We start from the raw sequence: 24,884 nt of genomic DNA, 5'->3' as shown, positions 1-24,884 counted from the left end.
ATCCCGGCCGCCCCTCAAGGTCAGTGCACCTGGATATATCCATACAATGCGGAATAAAAGATCATGATCAATAGCAACCTGCTGCTGTCTATCCTGAGAAACAAACGAAAATCCATGGTTCTCTCGCTATACACCATGGCGACCCTATTTGTTTGCGCCATCGCATATCAGCATTATGCTGCATTGAATGCGCCGATGGAGGTCAGGCTTGCTCGCGCATCGGCCGCAGCGATCTATTTTAATAGTGCTTTGATTTTTTTGCCGATGTTACGTTTTTTTCTTTCCAATAATATGGTTCGAAAAATTACCGGCATCCTGCCGCTACACTACGCAATAGAAGCACATATTATCATTGCCTACACGCTGACCTTTTTCTCACTCGTTCACGTGCTGGCCTATCTCGCTCTCTATGGGGGAAATGGTCAGACATGGCTCGCAAATATCAAATCACGACCGGCTAACAGCACCGGTATCGCGCTGACTTTTTTGCTGTTTTTGCTGGTATGTGGAGCGTACAGCCGGAAATCAAAGAAATTCGAATATTTTTATTATAGTCACTACCTGTTTATTCCTTTTGTGTCACTCTGTTTCTGGCATGCACCCAAATTCGCATATTGGACCTGCCTTCCATTTTTTCTCTACCTGTCCGATCGATTTATCCGGTTCTTCTGGATGACAAAGTCAGCGACTGTTGCAAAAATAGATCATGTTCGTGACGATACACATATTACCCTGACCCGCCCGGAATTTTTTTCCTATCAGGCTGGCGATTACGCCTTCTTATGCGTACCTTCCATCTCCAGACTGGAGTGGCATCCATTTTCATTAGTCAATGCTCCCGCGAATCGAGGGGATTTGACCTTCACAGTAAGGCGCTGCGGGACGTGGACGCAAAGCTTGACAAAATTAAAGGTCGGCAGCCAGATTCGTATCGACGGCCCTTTTGCCAGCCCGAGTCGAGAGTTACTCGAATGCTCGCACAGCATCATCATCGCATCAGGGATCGGTATCACGCCATTTATCTCATTTTTTAACGATCTGCTTGATAAGCCAACAGGCTTCCACCAGAAAATTGTGCTGTACTGGCTGGAACGTGACGCCCGGAACTTCGCTGAATTTCATTCGCTTCTATTGAAATTACACGAACAATTATTCGACGTTCTTGAGTTGAATCTCATTGCTGGCAAGGATAGCAACGACGCCATGCTCAACCAACCGTTTATCTATCAGAGAAAGATAGACTGGAACGATGAGTTCAAAGCCCTGGCGGCACTGAATGAAAAAAATTCCCCGGCGACGGTGTTTTTCTGTGGCAATCGCATCATGTCGAGCCATCTGCGCAGTGCCACCAAGCCTTATGGGTTCAAGTTCAGAACGGAGAGTTTCTGATTTCCGTAGTGAACCTGACCAAATTTTTCACGCGACACCCTGCCTCACGGGCGCTGACGTTGTGGCAATGCTGCTGGTGAGCAGAAGACGAGAAGCAAGGCGGAAAAAGCTGAAGTGTTCACAGGACCAGAAGCAGGTTGTGACCGGCCCCACATGGACCGGCGTTCAGCGCGTCGAGCAGCGTACCGTTACCGCACCCGCCACTCAGGTGCGCAGCCAATGCAGGAGAAGCGGCCCGCACAGCAGGCCCCATGTCACCGCGCAGATCAGTAGCGACATCGTCACGGCGGCGCTGCCGCAATCTTTTGCGCGCCTCGACAGTTCGTGCCGGGTCAGCGAGATGCGATCGATGGCGGCTTCGATGCTCGAATTCAGCAATTCGACGAGCAGCACCAGCAGCACCGAAACGATCAGCAGCACACGCTCGACCGAGCTAACCGGCACGAGTACCGCGCAGGGCAGCAGGACCACCCCAAACGCTACCTCCTGCCGGAACGCACTCTCGGCCCGAAAGGTTTCGACGACGCCATTCCACGAATAGCGAAGCGCAAAGAGCGCGCGTAGCGGACCGCGGCGCTTGGCCGGTACGGGTTTGGAAGACTCGGTGGAATCGGTCATGAGTGCTTGATCGTTGACATTGTGCAGGTTGGTCAGGATTGTTGATTGTAGATGGAACTCGGGGTCCGAGATGCGGAGGGATTTTTTTGAACCCCGGCCATCCCCTCGACCAGCTCGTCGCAAACATGATGTCCTCCACAACGTGCAGCGGACGTCGCGCACGCTCAAGGAACTGCAGGCGAAAGGGCATCCGATCGACGCCGAGGTACTGAAAGTGCTCTCGCCATACGGGAAGAACCATATCAACTGGTTCAGCGACTACTGGCTGGACCCAATGAAGAAGATTCTTTCGGACAAGCTGCAAAAACACGCTTTGAAAACCGTTTGGCTGCCACCTTGTCCCGACGTTTCTGCAGCAGGATATCGAGCTCGACACCGTGCTGATCGACCGCTCGCCACAGCAGATAGGGCTCGCCGCACAGTGTCACGAACATTTCGTCGAGGTGCCAGGTCGAGCCCGGTTTGCGACGCGCAGCCTTGACCCGATGCGCGAACCTCGCGCTGAACTTGTCGGCCCAGCCCCGGATAGTTTCGTAGCTGACGATCACCCCGCGCTCAAAACGCAACTCTTCAATGTCGCGCAGGCTCAACTGAAAGCGAAAATACCAACGTACTGCGCAACCGATGACGGCGGCCGGAAAGCGGTGACCGTGATAAAGCCGGCTGTCGTACTAGACTTGGGCCCAGCGTGATTGTCGCCGCTGTGACGGCACGCGGAGGACGGGCACCGCACCGGGCATCCCGGGCCAGGCGCCCGTCCACCGCACATCAAGGCTCGTATCGCCCGTCGCGGCGTGGAAAGCAGCGAGCGGCTCGGACGACATCGCTGGGTTGTCGAGCGAACGCTGCTTGGTTCGCTGGCTTCGGCAAACTTCGGATTCGCTTCGAGCGCCGACTCGATATTCATCTCGTTCTTGTTTTCCTGACTGCCGCCGTCATCTGTTCACGCTTCGTGGATGACTTGTGTCAGCGACTCTAAGCCACCGCCGCGACGACGTGCCGTTCGAGCGCTTCCGCGACCTCGATGATGCGGCCGCGCAGCCACGCGTGCGCGTTGCTGCCGTCGTAGCGGCGGTGCCAGTACAGCGACCAAGCGACGGGCTCCATCGCGAGCGGCAGTTCGCGGATCACGAGCCGCGCATCGTCGAGGCTCAGCGCATGCCGCTCCGACATGATCACCGCGTACGGCAGCGCATCCAGCATGTTCGGCACGACGAGCCAGTGCGGCACGTTGAGCGCGATGCGCCGTGTGCAGTTCATCGTCGCGAGCAGGTTGTCGATCAGGCTGTGGTCGACCGGGTTGATCGTCACGTTGAGGAAGTCGAGCGCGAGGAATCGCTCGAGCGTCAGCGGCGCGCCCGCGTCCGGATGGCTGCAACTCATCACGCAGACCATCCGGTCATGAAACACGATGCGCGACGACAGCGTGCCCGAATGTTCGAGGCCGGCGCTGATCGCCAGGTCGAGCAGCCCCGATTCGAGCGCGTCGGCGGTCCTAGTGGCGCTCATGTGCACGACGTCCATGCCGATATTCGGGCTGGTCAATCGCATGCAGCGCAGCAGGGCCGGCAGCAAAAGCAATTCGGTGAGATCCGACATGCGCACCGTAAAATGGCGCTCGGACGTAAAAGGATTGAATTGATAATCCGATTCAAATAATTCCTCGATTTGTTGCATGATTTGTCGAATCGGCATGGCCAGCGCCTGCGCGCGCGGCGTCAACTCCATGCCGACCGCCGTGCGCGCGAGAATCTCGTCCTTGAACAGGAATCGCAGCCGCGCCAGCGCGTTGCTGACGGCCGGCTGCGTGAGGCCGACCTTCTGGCCGGCCCGTGTGACCTGCTTCTCCGTCAATAGCGCATCGAGTATGACCAGCAGGTTCAGATCGATCGAACGTAGATTCATGTTTGCGACCATCCACTAAACAGGTTAATCACCGCCTCCGATTACGATTGCGAAATTCTGCAATCGGAGCAATCCCCAGATATTTAGTGCAATGCACAAGAATAGTCCAATCTTGACGTATCTATATTTTTAGGTATCGGACGATATTGGTTAAGTTTTTAAATTAATGGGTCCGTTTCGTGTCGATTCTTCTGAATACCGTGCCAATCGGACATTTAATTCGCGATTTTCGCAACCCGGTCGCGTTGCAAAAAATGCGGGCAGCCGCCGCCACAGCCGCCGCCCGCAGGGTCAAACGGTCGCGACAGGATTCGCCGGCGCGCCGACCAGGCCGCGGATATGCAACGGCGGCGCGGTCAGCAGAAACCGGTTCCGGCCATGCGCATGCAGCCAGTTCGCGAGCGGCGTCAGGTGCCACAGCTCGCCGAGGTGAATGCCGAGCTTGAACAGGCACAGCTCGTGCAGCGGCATCAGTGCGCCCGGCTGCGGGAGCGGCTGCGCATGCTGCGGGCGTTCCTCGATCGCATGGTTGTCGGCCACGAGCGCGGCCAGCCCCGATTCGTCGATCCACTGCAGCAGCCGCGGATCGCTGCTGTCCAGCACGCATGCGCTCGCGACCGTCGCCGGCGATCCGCCGTCGTCGTTCAGCAGCAGATCGGCGAAGCCGGTGTGAATGCAGACGATGTCGCCGCGCTCGACCTGCACGCGGTCCGCCTCCATCACCTGCATCAACTGCGCGAAGCCGACCTTCGTGCGCGCATCGCCGAAATGACGCCGCAGGTCGATCAGCACGCCGCGCCCCTGCACACCCGTCTGCGCCATCACCTCGATGCCGAGCGCGCGCGCGCCGCCCGTCGCGTCGCCCTCCTGCGGCACCCGCAGATGTTCGCCCATCCGGAAACCGTTGTAGAACACGATTTCAGGCACGCCGTCGTCGTCCGCGTCGAACACGCCACCCACGTGCGACAGGCCGTCCCATTGCGTCGAGAACTGCGAGTGCATGCAGAACGAGTCGTCGCAGACCACGTCGGTTGCGTTGGCAACCTGTTCGTCGGCCCGATAGCCGAAGTACGGCTTGTCGCCGAGCAGTGCCGGCATGATCGTCGGCGGCCGGCGCCGCGCGTTCAGCCCGCCGCCGCGCGGCACGTCGAGCGGCAGGCTCAGCGAGAATGACAGCCCTTCCCGGACTTCGGCGACGCCCTGCCGCACCTTGTCCGGCGTCAGCCAGTTCAGCCGCCCCTTCTGATCGTCGGGACCGAAATCGCCCCAGTTCGAGCCGGGCGGCCGCTTTTTCCAGCGGGGTGCATTCAAGATCGGTGCCCTCCTTCAGTACCTGACGTCAGCGCCGCAAGCCCGTCGAGCGGCGCATCGTCGGCGAGCGCCTGCACTGCGTCGCGCAGCGCGAGCGCGCGCTCCATGTCGAGCGCCGAACTCGCCGCCAGCACGAATTTCGCGGTGAGCTCCTGTTCGGTCAGCGGCCGCGAATTCGTGCCCTTGCTCGATTCGATCCGCGCCTCGCGCACCTGCCCGTCGCGCAGCTCGACGCGCAGCACGGCCGGCAGGAAGTTCGGAAAGCGCGTGTCGCACCACGGATCGGCCACGCAGCGCACCTTCGCGGCCAGCGCGCGCCGTGCGGGGTCCTGCGCAAGCGCATCGTCGAAATCGTCGAACCAGACGCCAAGCCCGCCGCCGCCGAGCAGCGCCGCCGCGACCGTATACGGCCCCGAGAACGCCGCCGCATAACCGGTCGGCGGATTCGCCTTCAGCTCCGCCGGCTCGCCGATCGTGCGCAGCGTCGACGTCGCGACCCGAAGCTCGGCCGACACCACGTCGTCCGCCGTCACGCCTTGCGCCTTCAGTTGCAGCGCCGCGTCGATGCCCGGATGCGTGAAGTGGTTGCACGGATAGGGCTTGAAGATGATCCGGCTTGTCTCCCATTCGTCGCCGAGGCCGCGCAGCACCGCGTCGACGTCGGCGAGGTCCCCACACCACGCGTGGAAGAAACCGAAGCGGCCTTCGAGCGCGGTCGGCGGCGCGGTCACGCCCGCGCCCGCCAGTTCCGCCGCACTCACACCCGCGTGCGCCGCCCAGCCGCAGTGGATCCGCTTCACCGAGCCGCCGGTGCGGTTCGCTTCGAGCAGGCCCGCGCCCATGCTCGCGGCAATGCCGAGCGCCGCCGCGATCTGCGCGGCGTCGAGCCCGAACAGCATCGCCGCGGCCGCCGCCGCGCCGACCGTGCCGCAGATCGACGTCGCGTGCTGGCCGCGCTCGAAGAACACCGAATTGCCGAGCCGCTCGTTGTAAGCGGCAACGCCGAGCCGGATGCACACCTCGGTGCCGACCGTGATCGCATCGAGCAGCGCCGCACCCGACGCGCCGCTCGCCTGCGCGGCGGCGAGCGCGGCCGGAATCACGGATGCGCTCGGATGCAGCACCGAGCGCATGTGCGAATCGTCGAAATCCATCGCATGCGCAAGCGTGCCGTTGACGAGCGCGGCGCTCGCGGCCGGCAACCGGTCGGGCGCGCCGATCACGCTCGCCGGGCCGTTGCCGCCCCAGCGCCGCGCGACCTGCAGCACCGACTGCGCGACCGGTTCGTCGTGCGCGATCAGGCTGTTGCCGACCACGTCGAGCACGCGCGCGGCGGCCTCGACGCGCAGCCAGCGATCCAGCCCTTCGGCGCGCACCTCCGCCGCAAAGCGGCCGAGCGCGCCGACGATGCCGTCGGGCGGCGCGGGCCGGTTCGTCGCGGCCTCCGCCGGAGCGGAAAGCGTTTCGGGTGTGCTCATGCCAGTGCTCCACTGAGTCGAAGATTGTTCGCGAGCGCGAGCGTCACGCGTGCGTTGGCGATCAGCGGCGGCGCGACCACGCGGCCGTCCGGCAGCACGAATACCGACGACGCCGAGGCCTTGCCGGCCGCCGCATCGACCGCCTCGAGCACGCGCTCGGCCGCGCGGATCTCGTCCTCCGACGGCGTGAACACCTCGTTGATCACCGCGAGCTGCGACGGATGAATCGCGAAGCGGCCGAGGAACCCCATCGATTTCGCGCGCAGCGTCGATTCCTTCAGCCCGTCGAGATCGGGCAGCGTGTGATAGACCGTCTGGATCGGCCCGTTCAGCCCCGCCGCGCGCGACACGACCACGCAGCGCGCGCGGCACACCTCGAGCGTGAAGTTGTCGACGCCGATCTGCAGGTCCGCGCGCAGGTCGCTCTCGCCGAGCCCGATCCGTTCGAGCCGCGGCGACGCGGTCGCGAGCTGGTAAGCCGTCTCGACGCCGTACGCCGACTCGATCAGGATCTGGATGCCCGCATCGCAGCCGAGCGCGTCAAGCCAGCCCGCGACCTCCTGGATATGCTGCGGCAGATCGCATTTCGGCAGGCGCAGCGCCTGCAGTGCCGGCTGCGCAATCGCCTCGACGTCATCGCGGCACCACGGGCTGCCGATCGGGTTGATCCGCACGTAGGTCGGCTTCGGCGGGCCTTCCGCGAGAATCGCGGCGGCCGCCTGGCGTGCCTCGGCCTTGTGGCTGGCCGGCACGGCATCCTCGAGGTCGAGCACGATGGCATCGGCTTCGCTTGCATACGCCTTTTCCACCACCTGCGCCTTGTGCGCGGGCACGTAAAGGTAACTGCGGTAAGTTGCGCTGGTTTTCATAGAACCCCTCGTTCGGTCAGATCGGCGATCTCGCGCCGCTCCAGTCCCAATGCGCCGAATACTTCGTCGTTGTGCGTGCCGCGCGCAGGTCCTCCCCAGCGGATCGCGCCGGGCGTGTCGGACAGCCGGAACGGCACGTTGTGCGTGCGGAACGCGCCAAGCTCCGCGTCGGGCACCGACACGACCGAGCCGAGCGCCGCGTACTGCGGATCGCGCAGCACGTCGGCGACGTCGTAGATCGGCGCGACCGCCGCCTGCGCGCGCTCGAATTCGGCGATCACCTCGTCGCGCGTGCGCTGCCCGATCCAGCTGCCGACCGCCGCATCCAGCTCGTCCGCATGCTGCGCGCGCTCGGCGCCGTTCGCGAACCACGGTTCGTCGATCAGGTCCGCGCGGCCGACGAGGCGCATCACGCGTTCGGCGATGCTGTGCGCCGACGTCGACAGCGCGACCCACTTGCCGTCCGACGTGCGGTAGACACCGCGCGGCGAGTTGTTCGGCGAACGATTGCCGGTGCGCTCGGGCACCCGGCCCGTCTGGTCGTAACTCGCGACCTGCGCGCCCATCGCGGCGAGCATCGTCTCGATGATCGCGAGATCGACGACCTGGCCGCGCCCGGTGTGCTCGCGCGCCTTCAGCGCGGTCATGATCGCAAACGCGGCGGTCAGCCCCGCGACCGTGTCGGCAAGCGGAAACGACGGCAGGAGCGGCGGCCCGTCCGCCTCGCCGGTGATCGACGCGAGCCCGCTCATCGCCTCGGCCAGCGTGCCGAAGCCCGGCCGGCTCGCATACGGGCCAAACTGGCCGAAGCCCGTCACCCGCACAAGCACGAGCCGCGGGTTGATCGCGGACAGCACGTCGTAACCGAGCCCCCAGCGCTCAAGCGTGCCGGGCCGGAAATTCTCGACGACCACGTCCGCCTGCGCTGCCAGTTCGCGGAAGATCCGCTGGCCGTCGGCCGTGCCGAGATTCAGCGTGACCGCCCGCTTGTTGCGCGCGAGCACCTTCCACCACAACGGCACGTCGTCGCGACGCGCGCCGTACTTGCGCGCCGGATCGCCGTCCGGATGCTCGACCTTGATCACGTCGGCGCCGTAGTCCGCGAGCATCGTCGCCGAGAGCGGGCCCGCGAACAGCGTCGCGGCGTCGATCACGCGAATGCCGTCGAGCGGCGCCCGTTTGGAGGCGTCCGACGCCGCGCCGGCGTCGACGTCCCCGATTTCCACAGTGGCCATGCCGTTCTCCAGTCAAATGGATTGCACGGCGCGCCGCGCGCCGGCATCGTCTGCATGACTAATCAACATGCGAAGATGCGGGCGCGGCGCGCGACCTGTCGCTCAGACGGCGTTGATCCGGTAGATCGGGAAATACGTCTGGATCTTCCCGTTCAGGTAGTCGGACGCGAGCTTCGGCACCTCGTCGAAATCGAAGATCTCGGTCGGCTCCTCGCCGATCCAGCCGCTCGTTTCCTGGAAGTCGCGGATCGTGATGCTGTCGTCGTAGCGCCACGCATGCGTGTGGATGTGCAGGCGGCGGTTGATGCACTCCGTCGCGCGCAGGTTCCACAGGCGCATCCCGGTCTTCCAGCCGACCGTCGTGACGATGCCGGTGCGGCCGACCACGCGCATCGTCGAGCGATACAGCGCGCCGCCGAGGTTGTCGAGGAAGATCGCGACGCCGCGGCCGCCGCTCAGTTCGGCGATCGTCTCCGCGAACACGCGCTCCGACTCGCGATAGCTCGCCTGATACTCGGGATCGGTCTTGTAGCGCTCGTCGTCATACGCGAGATTCGGGAACTTGCGGCGATCGACCGGCGTGATGCCGAGCTTCGCGAGCTCCTCGAGGCGCCGGTCGTTGCTCGCCGTCATCGCGACGCGAAAGCCCTCGCGCTTCGCGAGCTGCAGTTCGGCGAGCGTCGTGCCGCCGCCCCAGCCGAACACCAGGTAGTCGGCCGGATCGACGTCCGGCAACTGCGAGCGCCAGCACGCCGACGCCACCTTCCAGTTGTCCCACGCGGTGAAGTAGCGGCCGTACGTCGCCCATTGCAGCAGCGAATGCCGGCTTTCCGTCGGCACCGCCACGAGGTTGTCGGCGCGCATCTTGGTCCGCTGCGCCATCACGCCGATCGTGCCCGGTGCGTCGTACGCGTAGACGAGTTCGGCGAACCCGTATTCGTCGCGCTTGCCGAACGGCATCACCATGCAGATCTCGCCTTCCTTCAGCGTCTTCACGCCGCGACCGCGCTCGACGATGCGCACCAGCGCACCGTTGCCGAGCACGATCTTGTCCTCGCGGCGCTGCCGGCAGATGTCGACCGGATTGCGCGACAGCGCGTGGTCGAGGTTCGCTTCCCACGATCCGTACAGCGGCTCGACCAGCACCTCGTCGGCTTCCAGATCGGAGAATTCGAAGGTTTCGCGACGCAGCTCGCCCGCCACGGGCGCCTGCTTCTTGCTCGGTTCCGGTCCTGCGTAAAGAACCCATGCATCGGTCTTGATCATCGTCATGCCTCGTTAAATGGCTCTGTATGAATGGTGCACGCCGAACACGCCGCTTCGTTCAGCGCGAAAACGCCTGCTCCAGTGCCGCCTCCACGTCGGCCGTCGCGGCCACCTGCCCGAGCTTCGGGAAGATCTGCGTCAGCGCGAAGGTCTGCGCGTCGGTGGACGACGTGCTGACCGCGTCGCTGACGACGACGACGTTGTAGTTGTTCTCGTATGCCTGGCGCGCCGTCGATTCGACGCCGATGTTGGTTGCGATCCCGGTCAGCACGATGTCCGTGATGCCGCGCCGGCGCAGCTGCACGTCCAGGTCGGTGCCGGTGAACGCGCCCCACTGGTGCTTCGTCACGACGATGTCGGACGGCGCCACGCCAAGCGCCGGCGCGAACGCGCTCCATTCGGGATCGAGATTCGGCGGCGCCGACGGCGCATCCGTCTTGACCTTCAGCGCGACGCCGCCGTCCGGCTGGTAGCTCGTGTGCACGTAGATGACGGGAAGCTGCAGCGCGCGGAACGCGGTCGCGAGCTCGACCGTCTTCGCCACGACCTGCGCGCCGGTGTACGGCACGACCGGCAGCGACACGATGCCGTTCTGCAGATCGATGGCGACCAGGGCGACCGTGCGATTGAGCGTCGGAATGGACATGTAAAACCTCACTTCTGTTGGGAGATGGAAGAAGCGGCGGCGTCCAGGTGCCGGCTCGATGCTGCGTTGAGCAGCAGCAGCACGCTGATGACCGCCAGGACAATGGCCAGCTCGCGCAGGCCGCGATCGCTCGCCGGATGGCCGAGCGCCAGCCCGACGAGCGCAAACGACAGGCTGCCGCCGACATACTGCGCGGTGCGGTACAGCCCCGAGGCCGTGCCGATCCGGTCGTGCGGCGCGCTCTGGTAGAGCGCCGCCTGGTTGCCGAGATTGTTGAAGCCGTTCGGCACGCCGAACACGATCGACAGCAGCACGATCGACCAGACCGGCATCGCGCTGGTGAGGAGACTCATCACGACGCTGCCGACGCACAGCATCGCGGAGCCGATGATCAGCACCGGCCGCGAGCCGTGACGGTGCGCGAGGCGGGTCGCGAACATCGTCGCCACGGTGCCGATCCCGGCGACCGGCAGCATCACGAGGCCGGCATCGGCGGCAGACAGGTGCTTGGCTTCCTGCAGCCACATCGGCAGTGCATAGAAGATCGCGTAGAACACCGCGTAGGTGCCGACGCAGCGCAGGTACGTGCTCGTGAGTGCGCGGTTGTCGCTCAGCATGCGGATGTCGATCAGCGGCGCCGCGGCCCGCCGCTCGCGCCCGACCAGCATCGGGCACAGGACCAGCGTCGCGACCAGCAGCAGCCAGTCGGGCTCGTGCGATACCGATTGCAGGAACAGCAGCAGGCTCGCGAGCGTCAGGACGAACAGCGCGACGCCCGGCAGGTCCAGCTCCTTCAGCGTGCCCCGCAGCGTGCGGCGTTCCTGCGCGCCGCGCGGGACGACGTCGGCCGGAATCCACAGCCACGCCAGCACGAAGGCCAGCAGCACGATCGGCACGTTGATCCAGAAGATCGCGCGCCAGCCGGCAAACTGCACGAGCGCGCCGCCGAGCGGCGGCCCGAACGCGACGGCCACCTGCGCCGCGACCGAGATCGCACCGAGGCCGCCTGTCGGCGTCGCGCCGTTCGCGTGCCGCTGCGACCACGTGCGGATCATCGCCATGCCGGCCGGATACGCGGCGGACGTGCCGATGCCGAGCGCGACGCGCGATGCGATCAGCCACCCGAGCGACGGCGCGAACGGCGCGAGCGCAGATGCGATCAAGACGATCGCGAGGCCGATGCAGAAGATCCGTTTCGCGCCGAACCGGTCGGCGAGCCGCCCCATCGTCGGCTGGCCGACGGCCGTCGCGAGATAGAGGCCCGACACGAGCCACATCGTGTCGATGCGTTCATGCCCCTGCGGATTGAACGCCTGCTGGATGCTGACGAGCGCGACCGCGATCATCGACGAGTTCAGCGCGTTGAGCAGCGTCCCGAGCACGATCGGGCCCACCAGCCGGGACGGCAGGCTCAGGCCCGCCGCGCGCCCATTGCCGCCGCCTGCCGGCGTGACGCCGGGGCGCGAGGGTGACGCTTCCGCAGGTCGATCGGGAGTCGTTTTCATGGCATCGTCGAGTGGTGAATTCGCTTCGTTCGAGCAAATTCGAACGTGCGTTCACCTTACCGGGACGACTGCCGCGAATGAAATGGATTGTTGCGATGCACACATTCGTCGCTTGAATGCGGATCGCGAGCCGGATGCGCGAAAGTGGCTCCGGCAGGTCGGGGATGACGACGACAAACTCGCCGCGCCCCTTACCAGACGGCCCTATCCCGGGAGCACGGCGGATTTTGCCGAGTACCTACGAAATGATTTGCCCCGCGTGCCTCCCCCAGTTGATGACCGTTTTATGCGGCAGTGCGGCGAGAATTCAGAGCGGTCGCTCTAGACCGGCACGATGAAACGCATATCGCTACGCAGGATTGAGCCGCCGGGTGGCGACCCGCAGGCTCACACCTTCCCCGCCAGATGAAACCGCGATGCCGGATGCCACAAGCGCACCGACGTCGCGACATGCTCGCCGACCCACGTGCGGCGCCTCAATAACAGACACGGCTCGCCGATTTCCATCACGAGGTGCCGGCGCACCTGCGCGTCGGGCTTCTGCGCGTAGATCCGGAACTCCGCGCGCTGGATCGGCGCAAGCCGCACCATGTAGTGATTCGGCGTCTCGACCGTGAAGTCCTGTTCCAGATACGCGGGAAACAACGCCGGATTGACGTAGCGATCCTCGAACTGGATCGGCTCCTCTTCCTCGTAATGCACGATGCGCGAATGGAACACGGGCCCCGAACGCAGCCCGAGCGCTTCGACCGCCTCCTGATCGTCGCTGCTTTCGATCAGCAAGACGCGCGCGCTGTGCCGATGGCCGCGCTCCGCGATCTCGTCCGCGATGTTGCGGATTTCCAGCACCGTCGATTCGTAATGCCGCCGTTCGACGAACGTGCCGGCGCCCTGGATCCGGGTCAGCACGCGCTCGGCGGTCAGCTCGCGCAGCGCGCGCGATACCGTCATCCGCGCGACGCCGAACTCCTTGACCAGTTCGGCCTCGGTCGGAATCGCGCCGCCGGGCTTCCAGTCGCCGTTCGCGATCCGCTCGACGACGTAGCGCTTGATCTGCTGGTAGGCCGGCAACGCGCGCGCCGGCACGTCGTCGCCCGGTGCGCTCGCCTGCCGGCCGGCGAGTTGTCGTTCCGCTTCGTTCATGCGCCCTCGATCGAATGAATGATGGATCGCCCGCTGGCCGCCGCGATGTCACGGCGGCCGGTCTCCCGCCGTTACATCACGGGCGGCGGCACACCCGCGACGATGCCGGCGGCGATCGCGATGTCGTCCGCGAGCGGCCGGTCGTCCCGGTACGCCGGCACGCGTTCGCGCACATGCCGCCACAGCGTGTCGGTGGGGGCGGCCCGCGACGCGCTGCCCGCCTGCAGATCGTAGGCCTGCGCGGCGGCCAGCAGCTCGATCGCCAGCACGCGCGTCGTGTTCTCGATGATGTCGAGTGCCTTCAGCGCGGCCGGCGTCGCATGGCACAGATGGTCTTCCTGCAGGCCCGACGTGATGCCGCCGTCGAGGCTCGCCGGCCCCGCGAGCCGCTGGTTCTGCGCGACGAGCGCGACCGCCGTGTACTGCGCAATCATGAAGCCCGAACAGGTACCGCCCGGCGTCGCGAGGAATGCCGGCAGCCCGCTCACGAGCGGATTGACGAGCCGGTCGAGACGCCGTTCGGCGATCGCCGCGACCTGGGCCATCGCCGCCGCGAGACTGTCCATCGCCAGCGCGATGCCCGCGCCGACCGCATGTGCCTGCGAATGGACGGCCGGCGCGTCGCGCGTGCCGGCCACGATCGGATTGTCGGTCACCGACGCCAGTTCGCGATCGACCACCTCCGCCGTCACGTCGAACACGTCGCGCGCCGCGCCGTGCACGTGCGGAATCGTGCGCAGGCTGAGCGGATCCTGCGTATGCCGGCCGCTTGCCGCCGCGAGCATGCCGCTGTCGGCGAGCAGCGCACGCAAGCGCGCGCCGACGTGCCCGATGCCGGGCGAAATCCGCAACGCAAGCGACGCCGGATCGAATGCGGCGAGCTGCCCGCCGAGGTTCTCGAAACTCATCGCGGCGACCCAGTCGGCCCAGTCGAGCAGCCGCTCGGCACGGGCCAGCGCGAGCGCTGCCAGCCCCGTCACGCACGGCGTGCCGTTGACGAGGCTCAGCCCTTCCTTTGCGCCGAGCACGAGCGGCGCGCGGCCGATGCGGCGCAATGCCTCGTCGCCGCGAATCCGCTCGCCGCGGTGGCGCGCGTGGCCATGGCCGATGCAGACGAGCGCGACATGCGCCATATGCGTCAGATAGCCGACCGAGCCGTGCGCGGGCACCTCCGGCAGGCAATCGTGTTCCAGCAACGCGACGAGCTGGTCGACGACGTCGGCGCGCACGCCCGAATGACCGTGCGCGTAGTTGTTGATTGCCGCCGCGACGATCGCGCGCGTTTCCGCCGCGCCGAGCGGTGCGCCCACGCCGACCGCGTGGCTCATCAGGATGTTGCGCGACAGCGTGCTCTGCTGTGCCGGCGACACGATCACGTTGCACAGTGCGCCGACGCCGGTGTTGACGCCATACGCGCGGATGCCGCGCGCGACGATTTCATCGACGAGCTCGCGGGCCGCGACGACGCGCATGCGCGCTTCGTCGGCGAGTGCAAGCGGTTCGCCCGCGGCCACCGCCGCGATCTGCCGCCAGTCGAGCGGCCTTGCCGAACGGAATACGGTCATGGCGGCCTCAGTTCGCGGAACGGTCGTGATGGCTCGATACGAACTGCCGGAAGCGCTCCGAGCACTGGCCGCCGAACAGATCGCCTGGCGTGCCGTCCGAATCGACCTCGCCCTGATGCAGGAACATCACGCGATTCGACACGTGACGCGCAAAACCCATCTCGTGCGTGACGACCAGCATCGTGCGCCCTTCCTCCGCGAGCGAGCGCATCACGCGCAGCACCTCGCCGACCAGCTCCGGATCGAGCGCCGACGTCGGTTCGTCGAACAGCATCACCTTCGGATGCATCGCGAGCGCACGGGCGATCGCGACGCGCTGCTGCTGGCCGCCCGACAGGTGCGCCGGATAGTAGTCGCGCTTGTCCGCGAGGCCAACGCGCGCGAGCAGCGCCTCGGCTTCCTCGACCGCTTCCGCGCGGCTGCGTTTCTGCACGCGCAGCGGGCCTTCGACGAGGTTGTCGAGCACCGTCATGTGCGACCACAGGTTGAAGTTCTGGAACACCATCCCGAGCTGCGAACGAATCCGGTCGACCTGACGCCGGTCGCCCGGCTGCAGCTTGCCGTCGCGCGCGCGCTTCATTTTCAGTTCCTCGCCGGCAAGCGCGACGGTGCCGTCGTCGGGTGTCTCGAGCAGGTTCAGGCAGCGCAGGAACGTGCTCTTGCCCGAGCCGCTCGCGCCGAGGATCGAGATCACGTCGCCTTCGTGCGCGTCGAGCGAAATGCCCTTCAGCACATGGTGATCGCCGAACGACTTGTGGATGTTCCTGACCGACAGGGCAACGGGAGCAGCGGTGTTCATCGGATTCTCCGGGAAAGAGGGATGCGCTCAGGACGCGACGCGCCGGGCGTTGCGCTCGGCAGCGGCCGGCGTGCCGGCCGGCTTCGGCGCGCGCAGGTGGCCTGACAGCCGCCATTCGAGCGCGCCGAGCACGCGCACGACGATGAAGTTCAGGCCGAGGTAGATGAGGGCCGCACACACGAACACCTCGGTCGTCCGGTAGGTCTGCTGGATGATCTGCTGCGCGACGCCCGTCACTTCCCACACCGTGACGAGACTGGCCAGCGCGGTCGACTTGACGAGCAGCACGGCTTCGGTCGAATACGCAGGCAGGCACTGACGCAACGCGATCGGGCCGATCACGCGCCGCAGCAGCGCGAAGCCCGACAGGCCGATCGAATAACCGGCCTCGATCTGCCCGACCGGCACGGCCATCAGTCCGCCGCGCAGAATCTCGGCCGTGTAACCGGCGGTACACAACGCCAGCGACAGCACCGCGCACACATACGGTTCGCGCAGCAGCGGCCACATGAAGCTCTCGCGAATCACACCGAACTGGCCGAGCCCGTAGTACACGAGGAACATCTGGATCAGCAGCGGCGACCCTCGAAACACGAGGATGTATGTGCGTGCGAAGCGGTTCGGCAGCCAGTGCGGCGACACGCGCATCGTGACGATCACGAGCGACAGCAGGCCGCCGATCACGAGCGACGCGAAGAACAGGCCGAGCGTGGTCGGCACGGCCGCGAGCAACTGGCGCAGCGTGTCGATGAGGAAGTCGAAATCGATGGACATGCGTGCTCTCCGTCAGTTGCGCGCGAAATTGCGGCGGAACGAGCGGCCGACGATCGCCTCCGCCCGGTTGAACACGCGGTTCGACAGCCCCGTCATCACGAGGTAGAGCGCGCCGCCCGCGACGAAGAACACGAAGTACTGGTGCGTCGAGTTCGCGGCAATCTGGCTCGTGCGCAGCAGCTCGGCGAGACCGGTGACCGAGATCAGCGCCGAGTCCTTGAGGCTCAGCTGCCACACGTTACCGATGCCGGGCAGCGCAAAGCGCAGCACCTGCGGAATCAGGATGCGGCGCAGCACCATGCTGCGCGGCATGCCGATCGAGCGGGCCGCTTCGAGTTCTCCCTTAGACACGGCCAGCACGGCCGCGCGGTAGACCTCCGCCTGATACGCGCCGGAGATCATCCCGACCGCCAGCGCACCGATCACGAACGGCGGCACGCCGATGAAGCCCTCCGCGCCGAACCACTGGCCGATGGTCGTCACGAGCGTCGAGCCGCCGAAATAGAACAGGTAGATGACGAGCAGTTCGGGGACGCCGCGAAACACCGTCGTGTAGAGATCGCCGAGCAGGCGGGCGCTGCGGTGGCGTGACAGTTTCGCGGCCGCGATCGCCGCGCCGATCACGGCGCCGACCGCAAGCGCGGCGAGCGTCAGCGCGACCGTCATCAGCGCGGCGAGCAGCAGCACACCGCCCCAGCCTTCGGTTCCGAAGCCCAGCATTTCAAGGATCGCCATGCGTGTCTCCCGGCAAGCGTTGAGTGAATCGGCAGGATGCGCGCCGCCGCGCGTCGCGGTGTCGTTGCGTGTCGCTTACGCGGCGGCGGCCGGACGTGCGCTTACGGCGTGACGTCTGTCTTGAACCACTTGTCGGCGAGTTTCTTCACCGTGCCGTCCGCGAGCGCCGCGCCGATCGCAGCGTCGAACTTCGTCTTCAGGTCGGCATCCTGCTTGCGGAACGCGAGACCTTCGCCCGGCCCCCAGATCGGCCCGCCGAGCTTCGGGCCCGCGAGCACGATCGACGCGTTTTCCTTTTTCTCGATGTTCGCCGCGTAGTACGTGACGTCGTCGAACGACGCATCGATGCGACCGGCGACGAGGTCGAGATCGCGCTCGGGCGAAGTCTTGTACACGCGGATCGACGCGATGTCCTTGAAGCTGTCGTTGATGAACTTCGTATAGACGGTGCCCGACTGGATGCCGATCGTCTTGCCCTTCAGCTGCTTGCGCAGCACGTCGACGGTCGGCTTGTCGGCATTCGCGTCACCGGTCAACTTGACGGCCGGCGCGCCGGGTGCAGCCTTCGGGATGATCTTCGTGTCGGTGACGGCGAACGTCGCCGGCGTGGCCGCATAGGGGCGCGAGAACAGCAGGATCTTCTCGCGCTCCGGCGTGATCGAGATCGCATCCATCAGGACATCGAACTTGCCGGCCTGCAGGCCGGGAATCATCCCGTCCCAGTCCTGCGCGACCATGTTGCACTGAACCTTGATCCGGCCGCAGACATTCGCGAGCAGTTCCGGCTCGAAGCCGCCGAGCTTGCCGCCCGGCAGCGTGAGATTCCACGGTGCGTAGCCACCTTCGAGCGCCACCGTCACCGTTTTCCACTCCTTCGCCTGCACCGGCGCGGCGAGCGTTGCCGCCGCGGCCGCGATGACGCCGATCGTCTTGACTGCCCACTTGATGCGCTTGCCGTTCACGAGATTTCTCCTTGCGTTGAAGTTCGTCATCCCTTCGGTCATGCAAGCCGCCTCAGGAATTTGTCTATACAAGCATGCAAGAAGAAAAACGGCAGGACAAGCGTCGACAATAAAAATCGACGTAAACGCGGGAAATCCCTTAATTACAGGCCTCCGGCGTGCCTCGTTGCGGGGAATCCGGGCACGAATTTGGTGCAACAGACCTAGACGAATCGCAAGGATGACTAGACAAATTTTGAATTGGATTATTGTGTGCTTGTCACTCGACACGCGGAGACAAGCCTGTTTGGCTGACCGGCATTGCGTCTGCGGATTGGATATCCGGTCGATGCTCGATCGAGTATTTCGACCTCGTCAGCCTCAACCTGCCGACCATTCTGCTGTCGCCGCTCCACGTAGACTGGCGCTACGAACGGTTGCCGACGGCGACGCCGTGGTATCCCAGTGTCCGCATCGTTCGGCAACCGGCGATCGGTGCGTGGGATGCAATGGTTGCCGATGCGCGGTGGATACTCGACGGATGGTGTCGTACCGGCAGGTTCGCGTGAGCGTCGCACTCAGGCACTGCATCCCGTTCTTCACATAACCTCACGCCGACGCCACCAGCGCGTTGAACGACGTATCCCACAGCGGCGCGACATTGGCCGGCCCGTCCAGCACGCCGATCCGGGCGAACACATCCGCGACTTGCTGATGCTGCGCAACCACGTCGGGCGTCACCGGCAGCAGCGCATAGTCTTCGCTGCGCTGCTCGAACATCGCGACGAGATCGGCAACCGGCACGCGCGTCTCGCGGTTCTGCACGAGCGCATAGTCATGAAAATGCCCGTTCGCCCACGCATACGCACGCCGAAACCGCAGCAACAGATCGCCGGTCGCCGCTCGACGACGCGCATCGTCGAGCGTGCGGGGATTCGCGTAGACCGGGAAATTGCCCGACAGATAACCCTTCCCCGTCTTCAGCACGCGCGCGCCGTAGCGATTGCGCGCAAGCTGGCCGTTGTAGCCGTAGATCGCCCATGCGTCGATGTCGCCGCGGTCGTACGCGGACAATCCGTCGGTGGGCGACAGGTTGATCGGCTGGATGTCGTCGAAGCTGAGGCCCGCCTCCGCAAGCTGGCGATACAGGAAATAGTGCGACGTCGTCGCGCGCACGTAGCCGACCCGCTTGCCCTTCAGGTCCGCGATGCCGCGGATCGGCGTGTCCTTGCGCGCAAGCGTGACCTGGTTGTTCAGGTCTTCGCGGGCACGGGAGATGAACCGGACATTCGCTTTCTGGCGCGCGGCGAACACGGCCGGAATCTCGCTGCCCGAGCCGATATCGAGCGCATCCGCATTGAGCGCCTCGATGTGCAGCACGCCGTTGTTCAGTTCGCGCCAGTCGATCCGGTATGGCGTATCGCCGAGCCCTGCTGCCTGCAGCAGCGCGCGCCAGCCGCCCTTGTAGGTCGCGACGCGCAACGTCGTGCCGGCGAGATCGGCGTTGATGGCCGGCGCGGCAAACGCGGCCCGCATGGCCGCGGGAGTCGACACGACGGCGGCGCCGGCGAGCAGCAGGCGGTGGCGTGCCGCCAAAATTGACGACATCGGATGCTCCGGTCGATCAGATGAGAAGTTGAACCGTCGCGTCAATGCAGCGCCGGAAATCCGTGGCGCGCGGCCAGCAGTTCGAGGATGCGGCGCGCGTCGGTGACGAAGCGCACGTCGCCGAGCGTCTGCGCATCGTCCGGTGCCGGCTGGTCGTGGCCGAGCACGAGCACCGGCAGGCCCTGGTGCGCATCGTCGAGTGCTTCGATCACCGTATGCCGCGGCCGCTCGAACCCGACGCGCTTCACGTCGAGGCGGCCGGCGCGATCGGGCGCGCTTGCCAGCAGCCCTTCGATCGACAGTCCGTGCGGACAGACGAAACGTTGCCCCGGATGCTTCGGATCGGCAAAGCCCGGTTCCAGCAGAAACAGCACATCGCGACTCATGTCAAACGGCTCCCGTGTTCGTTGTTCAGCCGGGACGAATGCGCGCTTGCGCGCCCTCCTGTTCCCGGTGCATGCCTGCCCGCGACCGGATGCCCGACTCTACCGTCACGCATCTCTCGGCCCTACCAACGTTTTGCGGAATCGATATGCGGGTGCGCATAGCGCATCGGCCGTGCGCTGCACAGCGAGTCGTTGCGTAAATGCATCGCGCACCGAACGGCATGTATTGCGCACATCGAACGATTTCACCGATCGATATGACGTCGATCGCGCATTTCCGGCGGTCGACGTTCGCCGTCGGTGCGATGCGTTCGCCGCAGCATGCGTGCCGGATGCGATGGCGACGCACATGCCGGGCTTGCGGCATTGCACATTGCAAATCGGCCGCGCATCGATTTGCAAACCACGGATCGGCCGTTCATCGGAGCGGCCGTCGTCAATAGCATCGTGATCCTCGCAGACGTACCCATAAAAACAGAGGATGGTCATGATCAAGAAATCGGTAGTCCTGGGTTTGGTTTCGATCGGTTCGGTCAGCGCGCATGCGCAGAGTTCGGTCACGTTGTACGGCGTCGTCGATGCCGGTATCGCCTATACGAACAACCAGGGCGGCGCCAGCAACATCCAGCAGACGAGCGGCAAGCTGAGCGGCAGCCGCTGGGGCCTGAAAGGCGCGGAAGATCTCGGCGGCGGGTTGCAGGCGGTCTTCACACTCGAAAGCGGGTTCCGTCCGAGCGACGGCGGGCTCGGCCAGGGCGGCCGCCTGTTCGGCCGCTCCGCGTACGTGGGCTTGAGCAAGAGCGGCATCGGCACGCTGACGCTCGGCCGCCAGTACGAGCCGATCACCGATCTGGTCGCGCAGTACTCGGGGTCCGGCTTCTGGTCGCCGGCTACCCATGTGGGCGACAACGACAACATGAACCAGAGCTTCCGGCTGAACAACGCGGTGAAGTTCCGCAGCGACACGATCGCCGGCTTCACGGCCGACCTGCTCTATGCGTTCAGCAACCAGGCGAACGGCGGCGCGGGCACGGGGTTCTCGAACAACAACGCATGGGGCGTGTCGGCGAACTACGTGAACGGCCCGTTGTCATTCGGCGGCGGTTACGTACGGTTCAATCATCCGAATGCGACGTCGAATACGAGCGGCGCGGTGGGCGGTGCGACCTCGACCACCGGCAACGACTACAGCGGCGCGTTTTTCTACGGGCTGAACGGCGGCGTGCTCAAGCAGCAGATCGGTGCCCTGGGCGCGAACTACGCGCTCGGCCGCGCGACGCTCGGCTTCGCGTGGAGCCACACGCAGCTCGACTACGTCGACGGCTCGTCGCGCAAGTTCAACAACTACGACGTGAACGCGCGCTACCAGATCACGCCGGCAGCCACGCTGATCGGCGTCTACACGTTCACCGACGGGCGCGCGAGCGGCCTGCCGGGCACCGGCGGCCAGACGCTGAAGCCGCGCTGGCACCAGTTCACGCTCGGTTTCGACTACGCGTTGTCGAAGCGCACCGATCTCTACCTGTCCGGCATCTACCAGCTCGCGGCCGGCGACCCGAGCACGGCAACGGCCGGCGGCTATCGCGCGGTCGCGGCGATCTCGAACATCGGCAGCGCATCGTCGACGAACCGCCAGGTCGCGGTCGTCAGCGGGCTGCGCGTGAAGTTCTGACGGCGCGCGCAGCGGGCGCGGCGCAACAGGCGCGATAAGCAAAGCGGGAATCGTTGTTTGCCGCGTCGCGCCCGGTTGCCGAGAATGTCCGTTTCCCCGCGTGCGGCCCCTGCGCGCGATACGCGTCCGAACTTGGAGCAGCCCCTTGAAACACGGACATAGCCTCTCACTTAAGCTAGCGGGTAGCCTGTTGCGTGACGCGTGGCGTGTTGGTCGTCGTCATGATTGGTCGACGGTGCAGCGAGATCGGGTCGAGATATCAATCTCCGCCGATATCATGTCTCCCCGCAACCCTGACGACGACCGTCGACACGCCATGCGCGCCAGCCTCCCGGTCAGTCTCGAGCGGCGGCTGCCACCGCGGCGGCAGCGTCCAGCATGCCGGCACCGGCGGGGCGCGCGCGGCACGACTGCACCGCCCCGCCGACAGCAGGTCGGGCTGTCTGCTTGAGGATCTCGGCGATCCGGCGCGGCGTGAGCGTCGGATTGACAGTAAGCATTAGCGAGACCACACCCGTTACCTGTGGCGCCGCCATGCTTGTTCCGCTGTCCGCGCTAAAGGTATCTTTCTGCGGACTGGTTGAACCTGTATTCGAGGTCGACAGGACGTTGGCGCCGGGCGCGCTTAGCAGCACGTCTGCACCGAAATTGCTGTCCCACGCACGGCGACCGGTGTTGTCCGTCGAACCCACCGCGATCACACCCCGGCAATTCGCAGGACGGTCCAGGCCGAATTGATTCCCCTCGTTGCCGGCCGCCACGACAACAGTTGTGCCTCGTGCGATCACGTCGTCTATCGCGCGTTGCATCTCGTCACCACACCGCCCTTTCCCGCCGAGGCTGAGATTGATCACCTTGGCCGGCGTAGGGTTCGCAGGCGCGCCCGGCACGTCGATTCCAGCAGCCCAGCGAAGTCCGTCGATGACATCGCTCGTCGGGCCGCCACACTTCCCCAGCACCCGGACAGGCAAGATTTTGCCGTACCAGTTGACCCCTGCGATACCCATACCGTTGTTGGCCGTGGCGCCAATCAATCCCGCGACTTTCGTCCCGTGCCAGGTACTTGCCCGAGGATCGCAGTTGTAGAACCGGCTCGACCGGTCGGCCGCTTCTTCACGCGTGACCCAATTGCCCGGATCGATCGCATCGGGCCCGCGCGCGTGCCCGTTGTTACCGATCGCAATGCTCGTGAGGAAGTCATAACCCGGTAGTAGATTCGTGACGAGATCCGCGTGCGGCACATATCCGGTGTCCAGGACCGCGGTCACCACTGTGGGCGCTCCCGTCGTGATGTCCCAGGCTGCCGGGAGGTTGATGCCGACGGTGGGACTCGAGAGATTCCATTGCTGGGCATAGTCCGGATCCGTTGGTACCGCACGGACGTTCATCATATCGTCCGCTTCCGCGCCGGCCACATCCGGGTCCGCGGCGTAGGCTTTGACAAGCGCTTCCAGCTTAGCGGCAGGGATGATCCGGTCGAACGCAACCAGCGCAGTCGAGGCCGAAAGCATTCGCTCGATATGTGGGCGGTCGGCCCCATCCACAGCCGCAAAGATCCGTCCGCCAGCGCCCTGCTTGCCCGTCGCCGCAGCGACTCGATCAATCACGGCCGCGATCCGTCGCTCCGGAGTAACGGCGGCCATCGCTCGCCCAGCAAGGGCGACGGTTTCGAATGGCGACAGCCTTACGATCACGCCTGCCGCACCTTGGCCCCCAGTGGACGAACTCGGTGCCGTCGCCACCGTTGTACTGGAAGTGCTGCAGTCCGTGTTATCGGTTGTCGTCGCCGGCGGAGTTGGCTTGTTGCTCGTGCCGCCGACAACTGCTGGCGGCACGGTTGAAACATTCGACGGCTGGCCTCCCCCGCCATCCCCACCACCGCAACCCGTGAGCGTACTAACAACTGAAATAAGGAATACTGACAATCTTGCGCCTGCAAAGAACTTCATAGAGATCCACGTATCGTGTTGGCGAAGCATGGCCCCTTCGCCTGGCTCACGATTAATTTTAGTTACGGTATTTCGACTGGTATCCACAAACGTATATCAAATTACGGAATTGCAACGTTGCTGGAGGTGATCGCGCAGGATGACGGAATAACGAATGGCAAATCACTCTACCTCGGACACCGGTTCCCGGCGGTAGTCATCAGCTGCGCCGTACGCTGGTATTACCGCATCCAACTCAGCCTGCGCGGCGAGTCTTGGCTGCGCTGGCGCGCGGTTGACGAGCATGGCGCAGAGCTCGACATCCTGTTGCAGAAACGGCGAGACACGGCGGCGGCCAAACGCTTCTTCCAGCGCGTGCTGCGTTCCTAGCCAGCGCCGCGCAAGATCGTCACCGACCAACTGCACAGCTACCCCGCCGCAAAAGCAGAAATCCCGGAGCCCGCGTGAACAACCGCGCCGAGAACAGTCATCAGCCGACCCGCGAACGCGAGCGACGCATGCGAGGATTTCGCGACCCGAAGCCCACTCAGGCTTTCCTCGCGAGCTTCGGACCGATCCGCCAGCGTTTCGCCTTGAAGCGGCATCTGCTGCGCGCCTCCCTTTATCGCAAACACCTTGCCGCACGCTTCTCGACGTGGTGTGAATTCACCGAAGTCACCCGGAATCCGTCTGCAGCACGAAACATACAGGCTGCTCTCACGCTTCTTGCGAACATAGTCCGCTAACGTGACAGCCCGATTAACGTGACAATGCCGGTCGCAATACGCGAACGAGAATATGACCCACGATGCAATGCCAAGGGCCGGTGACATGCCAGCCCTTGGCGGTCGTCTCGCTCGTTTTCATGCAAACCGCCTGCGCTGCGCGCCGGGGCTTCTCAAGCCATCGCGAGCTGGTCTAACGCTGCAGCTTCATGATGCGGCCCATCGCAGCCTTATCGGAACCGACGTTCTGGAAAAACTGCAGGAGGTCGTTGCGCAGCGCCGTCCGCGATTCAGAGTCTAGATAAATCATGTGCCCGGACGGATATTCCTTGATCTGCAGGTTCTTCCGCAGCGCCGGATCGAGCTTCATGTTCTGCAGGTCGAGG

At 64.9% G+C, this 24,884-nt stretch carries 21 protein-coding genes and 4 pseudogenes; 5 read left to right on the top strand and 20 right to left on the bottom strand.

From position 1 onward, the window contains the following. Positions 1 to 63 precede the first annotated feature (63 nt). A complete protein-coding gene (locus tag ACTRWB_RS15875; protein ID WP_446902422.1) occupies positions 64 to 1,389 on the top strand; it encodes a ferric reductase-like transmembrane domain-containing protein in 1,326 nt (441 codons plus the stop codon). Positions 1,390 to 1,593: 204 nt separating this feature from the next. Here the strand turns inward: ACTRWB_RS15875 and ACTRWB_RS15870 are convergent, their stop codons facing one another. Continuing rightward, positions 1,594 to 2,007, bottom strand: coding sequence for a diacylglycerol kinase (locus tag ACTRWB_RS15870; RefSeq protein WP_446902421.1), 414 nt, complete (start codon positions 2,005 to 2,007; stop codon positions 1,594 to 1,596). Positions 2,008 to 2,114: 107 nt separating this feature from the next. Here ACTRWB_RS15870 and ACTRWB_RS15865 point away from each other — a divergent pair. Further along, positions 2,115 to 2,293 (top strand): annotated as a pseudogene (locus tag ACTRWB_RS15865) (Tn3 family transposase); the annotation flags it as partial. 4 nt (positions 2,294 to 2,297) lie between these two features. Here ACTRWB_RS15865 and ACTRWB_RS15860 read toward each other — a convergent pair. Continuing rightward, a pseudogene (locus ACTRWB_RS15860) lies at positions 2,298 to 2,666 on the bottom strand (IS6 family transposase); the annotation flags it as partial. A 108-nt stretch (positions 2,667 to 2,774) separates the two neighbouring features. Here ACTRWB_RS15860 and ACTRWB_RS15855 point away from each other — a divergent pair. Further along, positions 2,775 to 2,986 (top strand): annotated as a pseudogene (locus ACTRWB_RS15855) (IS5/IS1182 family transposase); the annotation flags it as partial. Here the strand turns inward: ACTRWB_RS15855 and ACTRWB_RS15850 are convergent. From ACTRWB_RS15850 to ACTRWB_RS15770, 17 genes are all read right to left on the bottom strand, one after another. Further along, on the bottom strand, positions 2,983 to 3,912 hold the full coding sequence (locus ACTRWB_RS15850; protein WP_446902420.1) for a LysR family transcriptional regulator: 930 nt from the start codon (positions 3,910 to 3,912) through the stop codon (positions 2,983 to 2,985). The pseudogene ACTRWB_RS15855 and the gene ACTRWB_RS15850 overlap by 4 nt on opposite strands. A gap of 291 nt (positions 3,913 to 4,203) precedes the next feature. After that, positions 4,204 to 5,223 (bottom strand): cyclase family protein, encoded by a 1,020-nt coding sequence (locus tag ACTRWB_RS15845; RefSeq protein ID WP_446902419.1) that lies wholly within the window; start codon positions 5,221 to 5,223, stop codon positions 4,204 to 4,206. After that, complete coding sequence (locus ACTRWB_RS15840; protein WP_446902418.1) at positions 5,220 to 6,701, bottom strand: MmgE/PrpD family protein; 1,482 nt, start codon at positions 6,699 to 6,701, stop codon at positions 5,220 to 5,222. Before ACTRWB_RS15840 ends, ACTRWB_RS15845 begins: the two co-directional genes overlap by 4 nt. Beyond that, entirely contained in the window at positions 6,698 to 7,570 is an 873-nt protein-coding gene (locus ACTRWB_RS15835; protein WP_129518027.1) for an HpcH/HpaI aldolase/citrate lyase family protein, read from the bottom strand. The genes ACTRWB_RS15840 and ACTRWB_RS15835 overlap by 4 nt, the downstream gene beginning before the upstream one ends. Then, positions 7,567 to 8,805, bottom strand: a complete 1,239-nt coding sequence (locus ACTRWB_RS15830; RefSeq protein ID WP_446902417.1) for a CaiB/BaiF CoA transferase family protein — start codon at positions 8,803 to 8,805, stop codon at positions 7,567 to 7,569. Before ACTRWB_RS15830 ends, ACTRWB_RS15835 begins: the two co-directional genes overlap by 4 nt. Positions 8,806 to 8,907: 102 nt before the next feature. After that, positions 8,908 to 10,071 carry a zinc-binding dehydrogenase gene (locus ACTRWB_RS15825; protein ID WP_446902416.1) on the bottom strand — a complete coding sequence of 388 codons (1,164 nt, stop codon included), beginning with the start codon at positions 10,069 to 10,071 and terminating at the stop codon, positions 8,908 to 8,910. A gap of 58 nt (positions 10,072 to 10,129) precedes the next feature. Continuing rightward, complete coding sequence (locus tag ACTRWB_RS15820; protein WP_048246495.1) at positions 10,130 to 10,717, bottom strand: hydrolase; 588 nt, start codon at positions 10,715 to 10,717, stop codon at positions 10,130 to 10,132. Positions 10,718 to 10,725: 8 nt separating this feature from the next. Next, positions 10,726 to 12,222 (bottom strand): MFS transporter, encoded by a 1,497-nt coding sequence (locus ACTRWB_RS15815; RefSeq protein ID WP_446902415.1) that lies wholly within the window; start codon positions 12,220 to 12,222, stop codon positions 10,726 to 10,728. Between the two features lie 387 nt (positions 12,223 to 12,609). Then, positions 12,610 to 13,365 (bottom strand): histidine utilization repressor, encoded by a 756-nt coding sequence (gene hutC, locus ACTRWB_RS15810; protein WP_048246496.1) that lies wholly within the window; start codon positions 13,363 to 13,365, stop codon positions 12,610 to 12,612. A 71-nt stretch (positions 13,366 to 13,436) separates the two neighbouring features. Beyond that, positions 13,437 to 14,930 carry an HAL/PAL/TAL family ammonia-lyase gene (locus ACTRWB_RS15805; RefSeq protein WP_048246497.1) on the bottom strand — a complete coding sequence of 498 codons (1,494 nt, stop codon included), beginning with the start codon at positions 14,928 to 14,930 and terminating at the stop codon, positions 13,437 to 13,439. A 7-nt stretch (positions 14,931 to 14,937) separates the two neighbouring features. Further along, positions 14,938 to 15,729 carry an ABC transporter ATP-binding protein gene (locus ACTRWB_RS15800; protein WP_048246498.1) on the bottom strand — a complete coding sequence of 264 codons (792 nt, stop codon included), beginning with the start codon at positions 15,727 to 15,729 and terminating at the stop codon, positions 14,938 to 14,940. Between the two features lie 27 nt (positions 15,730 to 15,756). Further along, positions 15,757 to 16,503, bottom strand: coding sequence for an ABC transporter permease (locus tag ACTRWB_RS15795; protein ID WP_446902414.1), 747 nt, complete (start codon positions 16,501 to 16,503; stop codon positions 15,757 to 15,759). Between the two features lie 12 nt (positions 16,504 to 16,515). Further along, a complete protein-coding gene (locus ACTRWB_RS15790; RefSeq protein ID WP_129518022.1) occupies positions 16,516 to 17,238 on the bottom strand; it encodes an ABC transporter permease in 723 nt (240 codons plus the stop codon). A gap of 101 nt (positions 17,239 to 17,339) precedes the next feature. Continuing rightward, positions 17,340 to 18,200, bottom strand: a complete 861-nt coding sequence (locus ACTRWB_RS15785) for a transporter substrate-binding domain-containing protein (RefSeq protein WP_048246563.1) — start codon at positions 18,198 to 18,200, stop codon at positions 17,340 to 17,342. A 588-nt stretch (positions 18,201 to 18,788) separates the two neighbouring features. Continuing rightward, positions 18,789 to 19,787, bottom strand: a complete 999-nt coding sequence (locus tag ACTRWB_RS15780; RefSeq protein ID WP_446902413.1) for an ABC transporter substrate-binding protein — start codon at positions 19,785 to 19,787, stop codon at positions 18,789 to 18,791. A gap of 41 nt (positions 19,788 to 19,828) precedes the next feature. Next, on the bottom strand, positions 19,829 to 20,173 hold the full coding sequence (locus tag ACTRWB_RS15775) for a DUF3088 domain-containing protein (RefSeq protein WP_343492041.1): 345 nt from the start codon (positions 20,171 to 20,173) through the stop codon (positions 19,829 to 19,831). A gap of 105 nt (positions 20,174 to 20,278) precedes the next feature. Then, positions 20,279 to 20,662 (bottom strand): hypothetical protein, encoded by a 384-nt coding sequence (locus ACTRWB_RS15770; RefSeq protein ID WP_446902412.1) that lies wholly within the window; start codon positions 20,660 to 20,662, stop codon positions 20,279 to 20,281. Here ACTRWB_RS15770 and ACTRWB_RS15765 point away from each other — a divergent pair. Next, a complete protein-coding gene (locus ACTRWB_RS15765; protein ID WP_446902411.1) occupies positions 20,661 to 21,845 on the top strand; it encodes a porin in 1,185 nt (394 codons plus the stop codon). The two genes, ACTRWB_RS15770 and ACTRWB_RS15765, sit on opposite strands and share 2 nt — an antisense overlap. A gap of 335 nt (positions 21,846 to 22,180) precedes the next feature. On the opposite strand, the gene ACTRWB_RS15760 is transcribed toward ACTRWB_RS15765, so the two are convergent. Continuing rightward, positions 22,181 to 23,755, bottom strand: a complete 1,575-nt coding sequence (locus tag ACTRWB_RS15760; protein WP_446902755.1) for a S8 family peptidase — start codon at positions 23,753 to 23,755, stop codon at positions 22,181 to 22,183. Between the two features lie 186 nt (positions 23,756 to 23,941). Between ACTRWB_RS15760 and ACTRWB_RS15755 the strand changes: the two are divergent. After that, positions 23,942 to 24,519, top strand: a pseudogene (locus tag ACTRWB_RS15755) (DDE-type integrase/transposase/recombinase). Positions 24,520 to 24,884 lie beyond the last annotated feature (365 nt).

The sequence above is a fragment of the Burkholderia sp. YIM B11467 genome (genome assembly GCF_052952715.1).
Note: the sequence above shows the minus strand (reverse complement) of the source record. Positions and strands in the feature narration are given on the sequence as shown.

Coding starts and splice junctions, on each gene's coding strand:
- ACTRWB_RS15825 (WP_446902416.1), bottom strand. CDS start 10,071: ATGATCAAGACCGATGCATGGGTTCTTTACGCAGGACCGGAACCGAGC.
- ACTRWB_RS15790 (WP_129518022.1), bottom strand. CDS start 17,238: ATGGCGATCCTTGAAATGCTGGGCTTCGGAACCGAAGGCTGGGGCGGT.
- ACTRWB_RS15800 (WP_048246498.1), bottom strand. CDS start 15,729: ATGAACACCGCTGCTCCCGTTGCCCTGTCGGTCAGGAACATCCACAAG.
- ACTRWB_RS15870 (WP_446902421.1), bottom strand. CDS start 2,007: ATGACCGATTCCACCGAGTCTTCCAAACCCGTACCGGCCAAGCGCCGC.
- ACTRWB_RS15875 (WP_446902422.1), top strand. CDS start 64: ATGATCAATAGCAACCTGCTGCTGTCTATCCTGAGAAACAAACGAAAA.
- ACTRWB_RS15775 (WP_343492041.1), bottom strand. CDS start 20,173: ATGAGTCGCGATGTGCTGTTTCTGCTGGAACCGGGCTTTGCCGATCCG.
- ACTRWB_RS15770 (WP_446902412.1), bottom strand. CDS start 20,662: ATGACCATCCTCTGTTTTTATGGGTACGTCTGCGAGGATCACGATGCT.
- ACTRWB_RS15850 (WP_446902420.1), bottom strand. CDS start 3,912: ATGAATCTACGTTCGATCGATCTGAACCTGCTGGTCATACTCGATGCG.
- hutC (WP_048246496.1), bottom strand. CDS start 13,365: ATGAACGAAGCGGAACGACAACTCGCCGGCCGGCAGGCGAGCGCACCG.
- ACTRWB_RS15795 (WP_446902414.1), bottom strand. CDS start 16,503: ATGTCCATCGATTTCGACTTCCTCATCGACACGCTGCGCCAGTTGCTC.
- ACTRWB_RS15835 (WP_129518027.1), bottom strand. CDS start 7,570: ATGAAAACCAGCGCAACTTACCGCAGTTACCTTTACGTGCCCGCGCAC.
- ACTRWB_RS15815 (WP_446902415.1), bottom strand. CDS start 12,222: ATGAAAACGACTCCCGATCGACCTGCGGAAGCGTCACCCTCGCGCCCC.
- ACTRWB_RS15840 (WP_446902418.1), bottom strand. CDS start 6,701: ATGAGCACACCCGAAACGCTTTCCGCTCCGGCGGAGGCCGCGACGAAC.
- ACTRWB_RS15780 (WP_446902413.1), bottom strand. CDS start 19,787: ATGTCGTCAATTTTGGCGGCACGCCACCGCCTGCTGCTCGCCGGCGCC.
- ACTRWB_RS15765 (WP_446902411.1), top strand. CDS start 20,661: ATGATCAAGAAATCGGTAGTCCTGGGTTTGGTTTCGATCGGTTCGGTC.
- ACTRWB_RS15805 (WP_048246497.1), bottom strand. CDS start 14,930: ATGACCGTATTCCGTTCGGCAAGGCCGCTCGACTGGCGGCAGATCGCG.
- ACTRWB_RS15830 (WP_446902417.1), bottom strand. CDS start 8,805: ATGGCCACTGTGGAAATCGGGGACGTCGACGCCGGCGCGGCGTCGGAC.
- ACTRWB_RS15820 (WP_048246495.1), bottom strand. CDS start 10,717: ATGTCCATTCCGACGCTCAATCGCACGGTCGCCCTGGTCGCCATCGAT.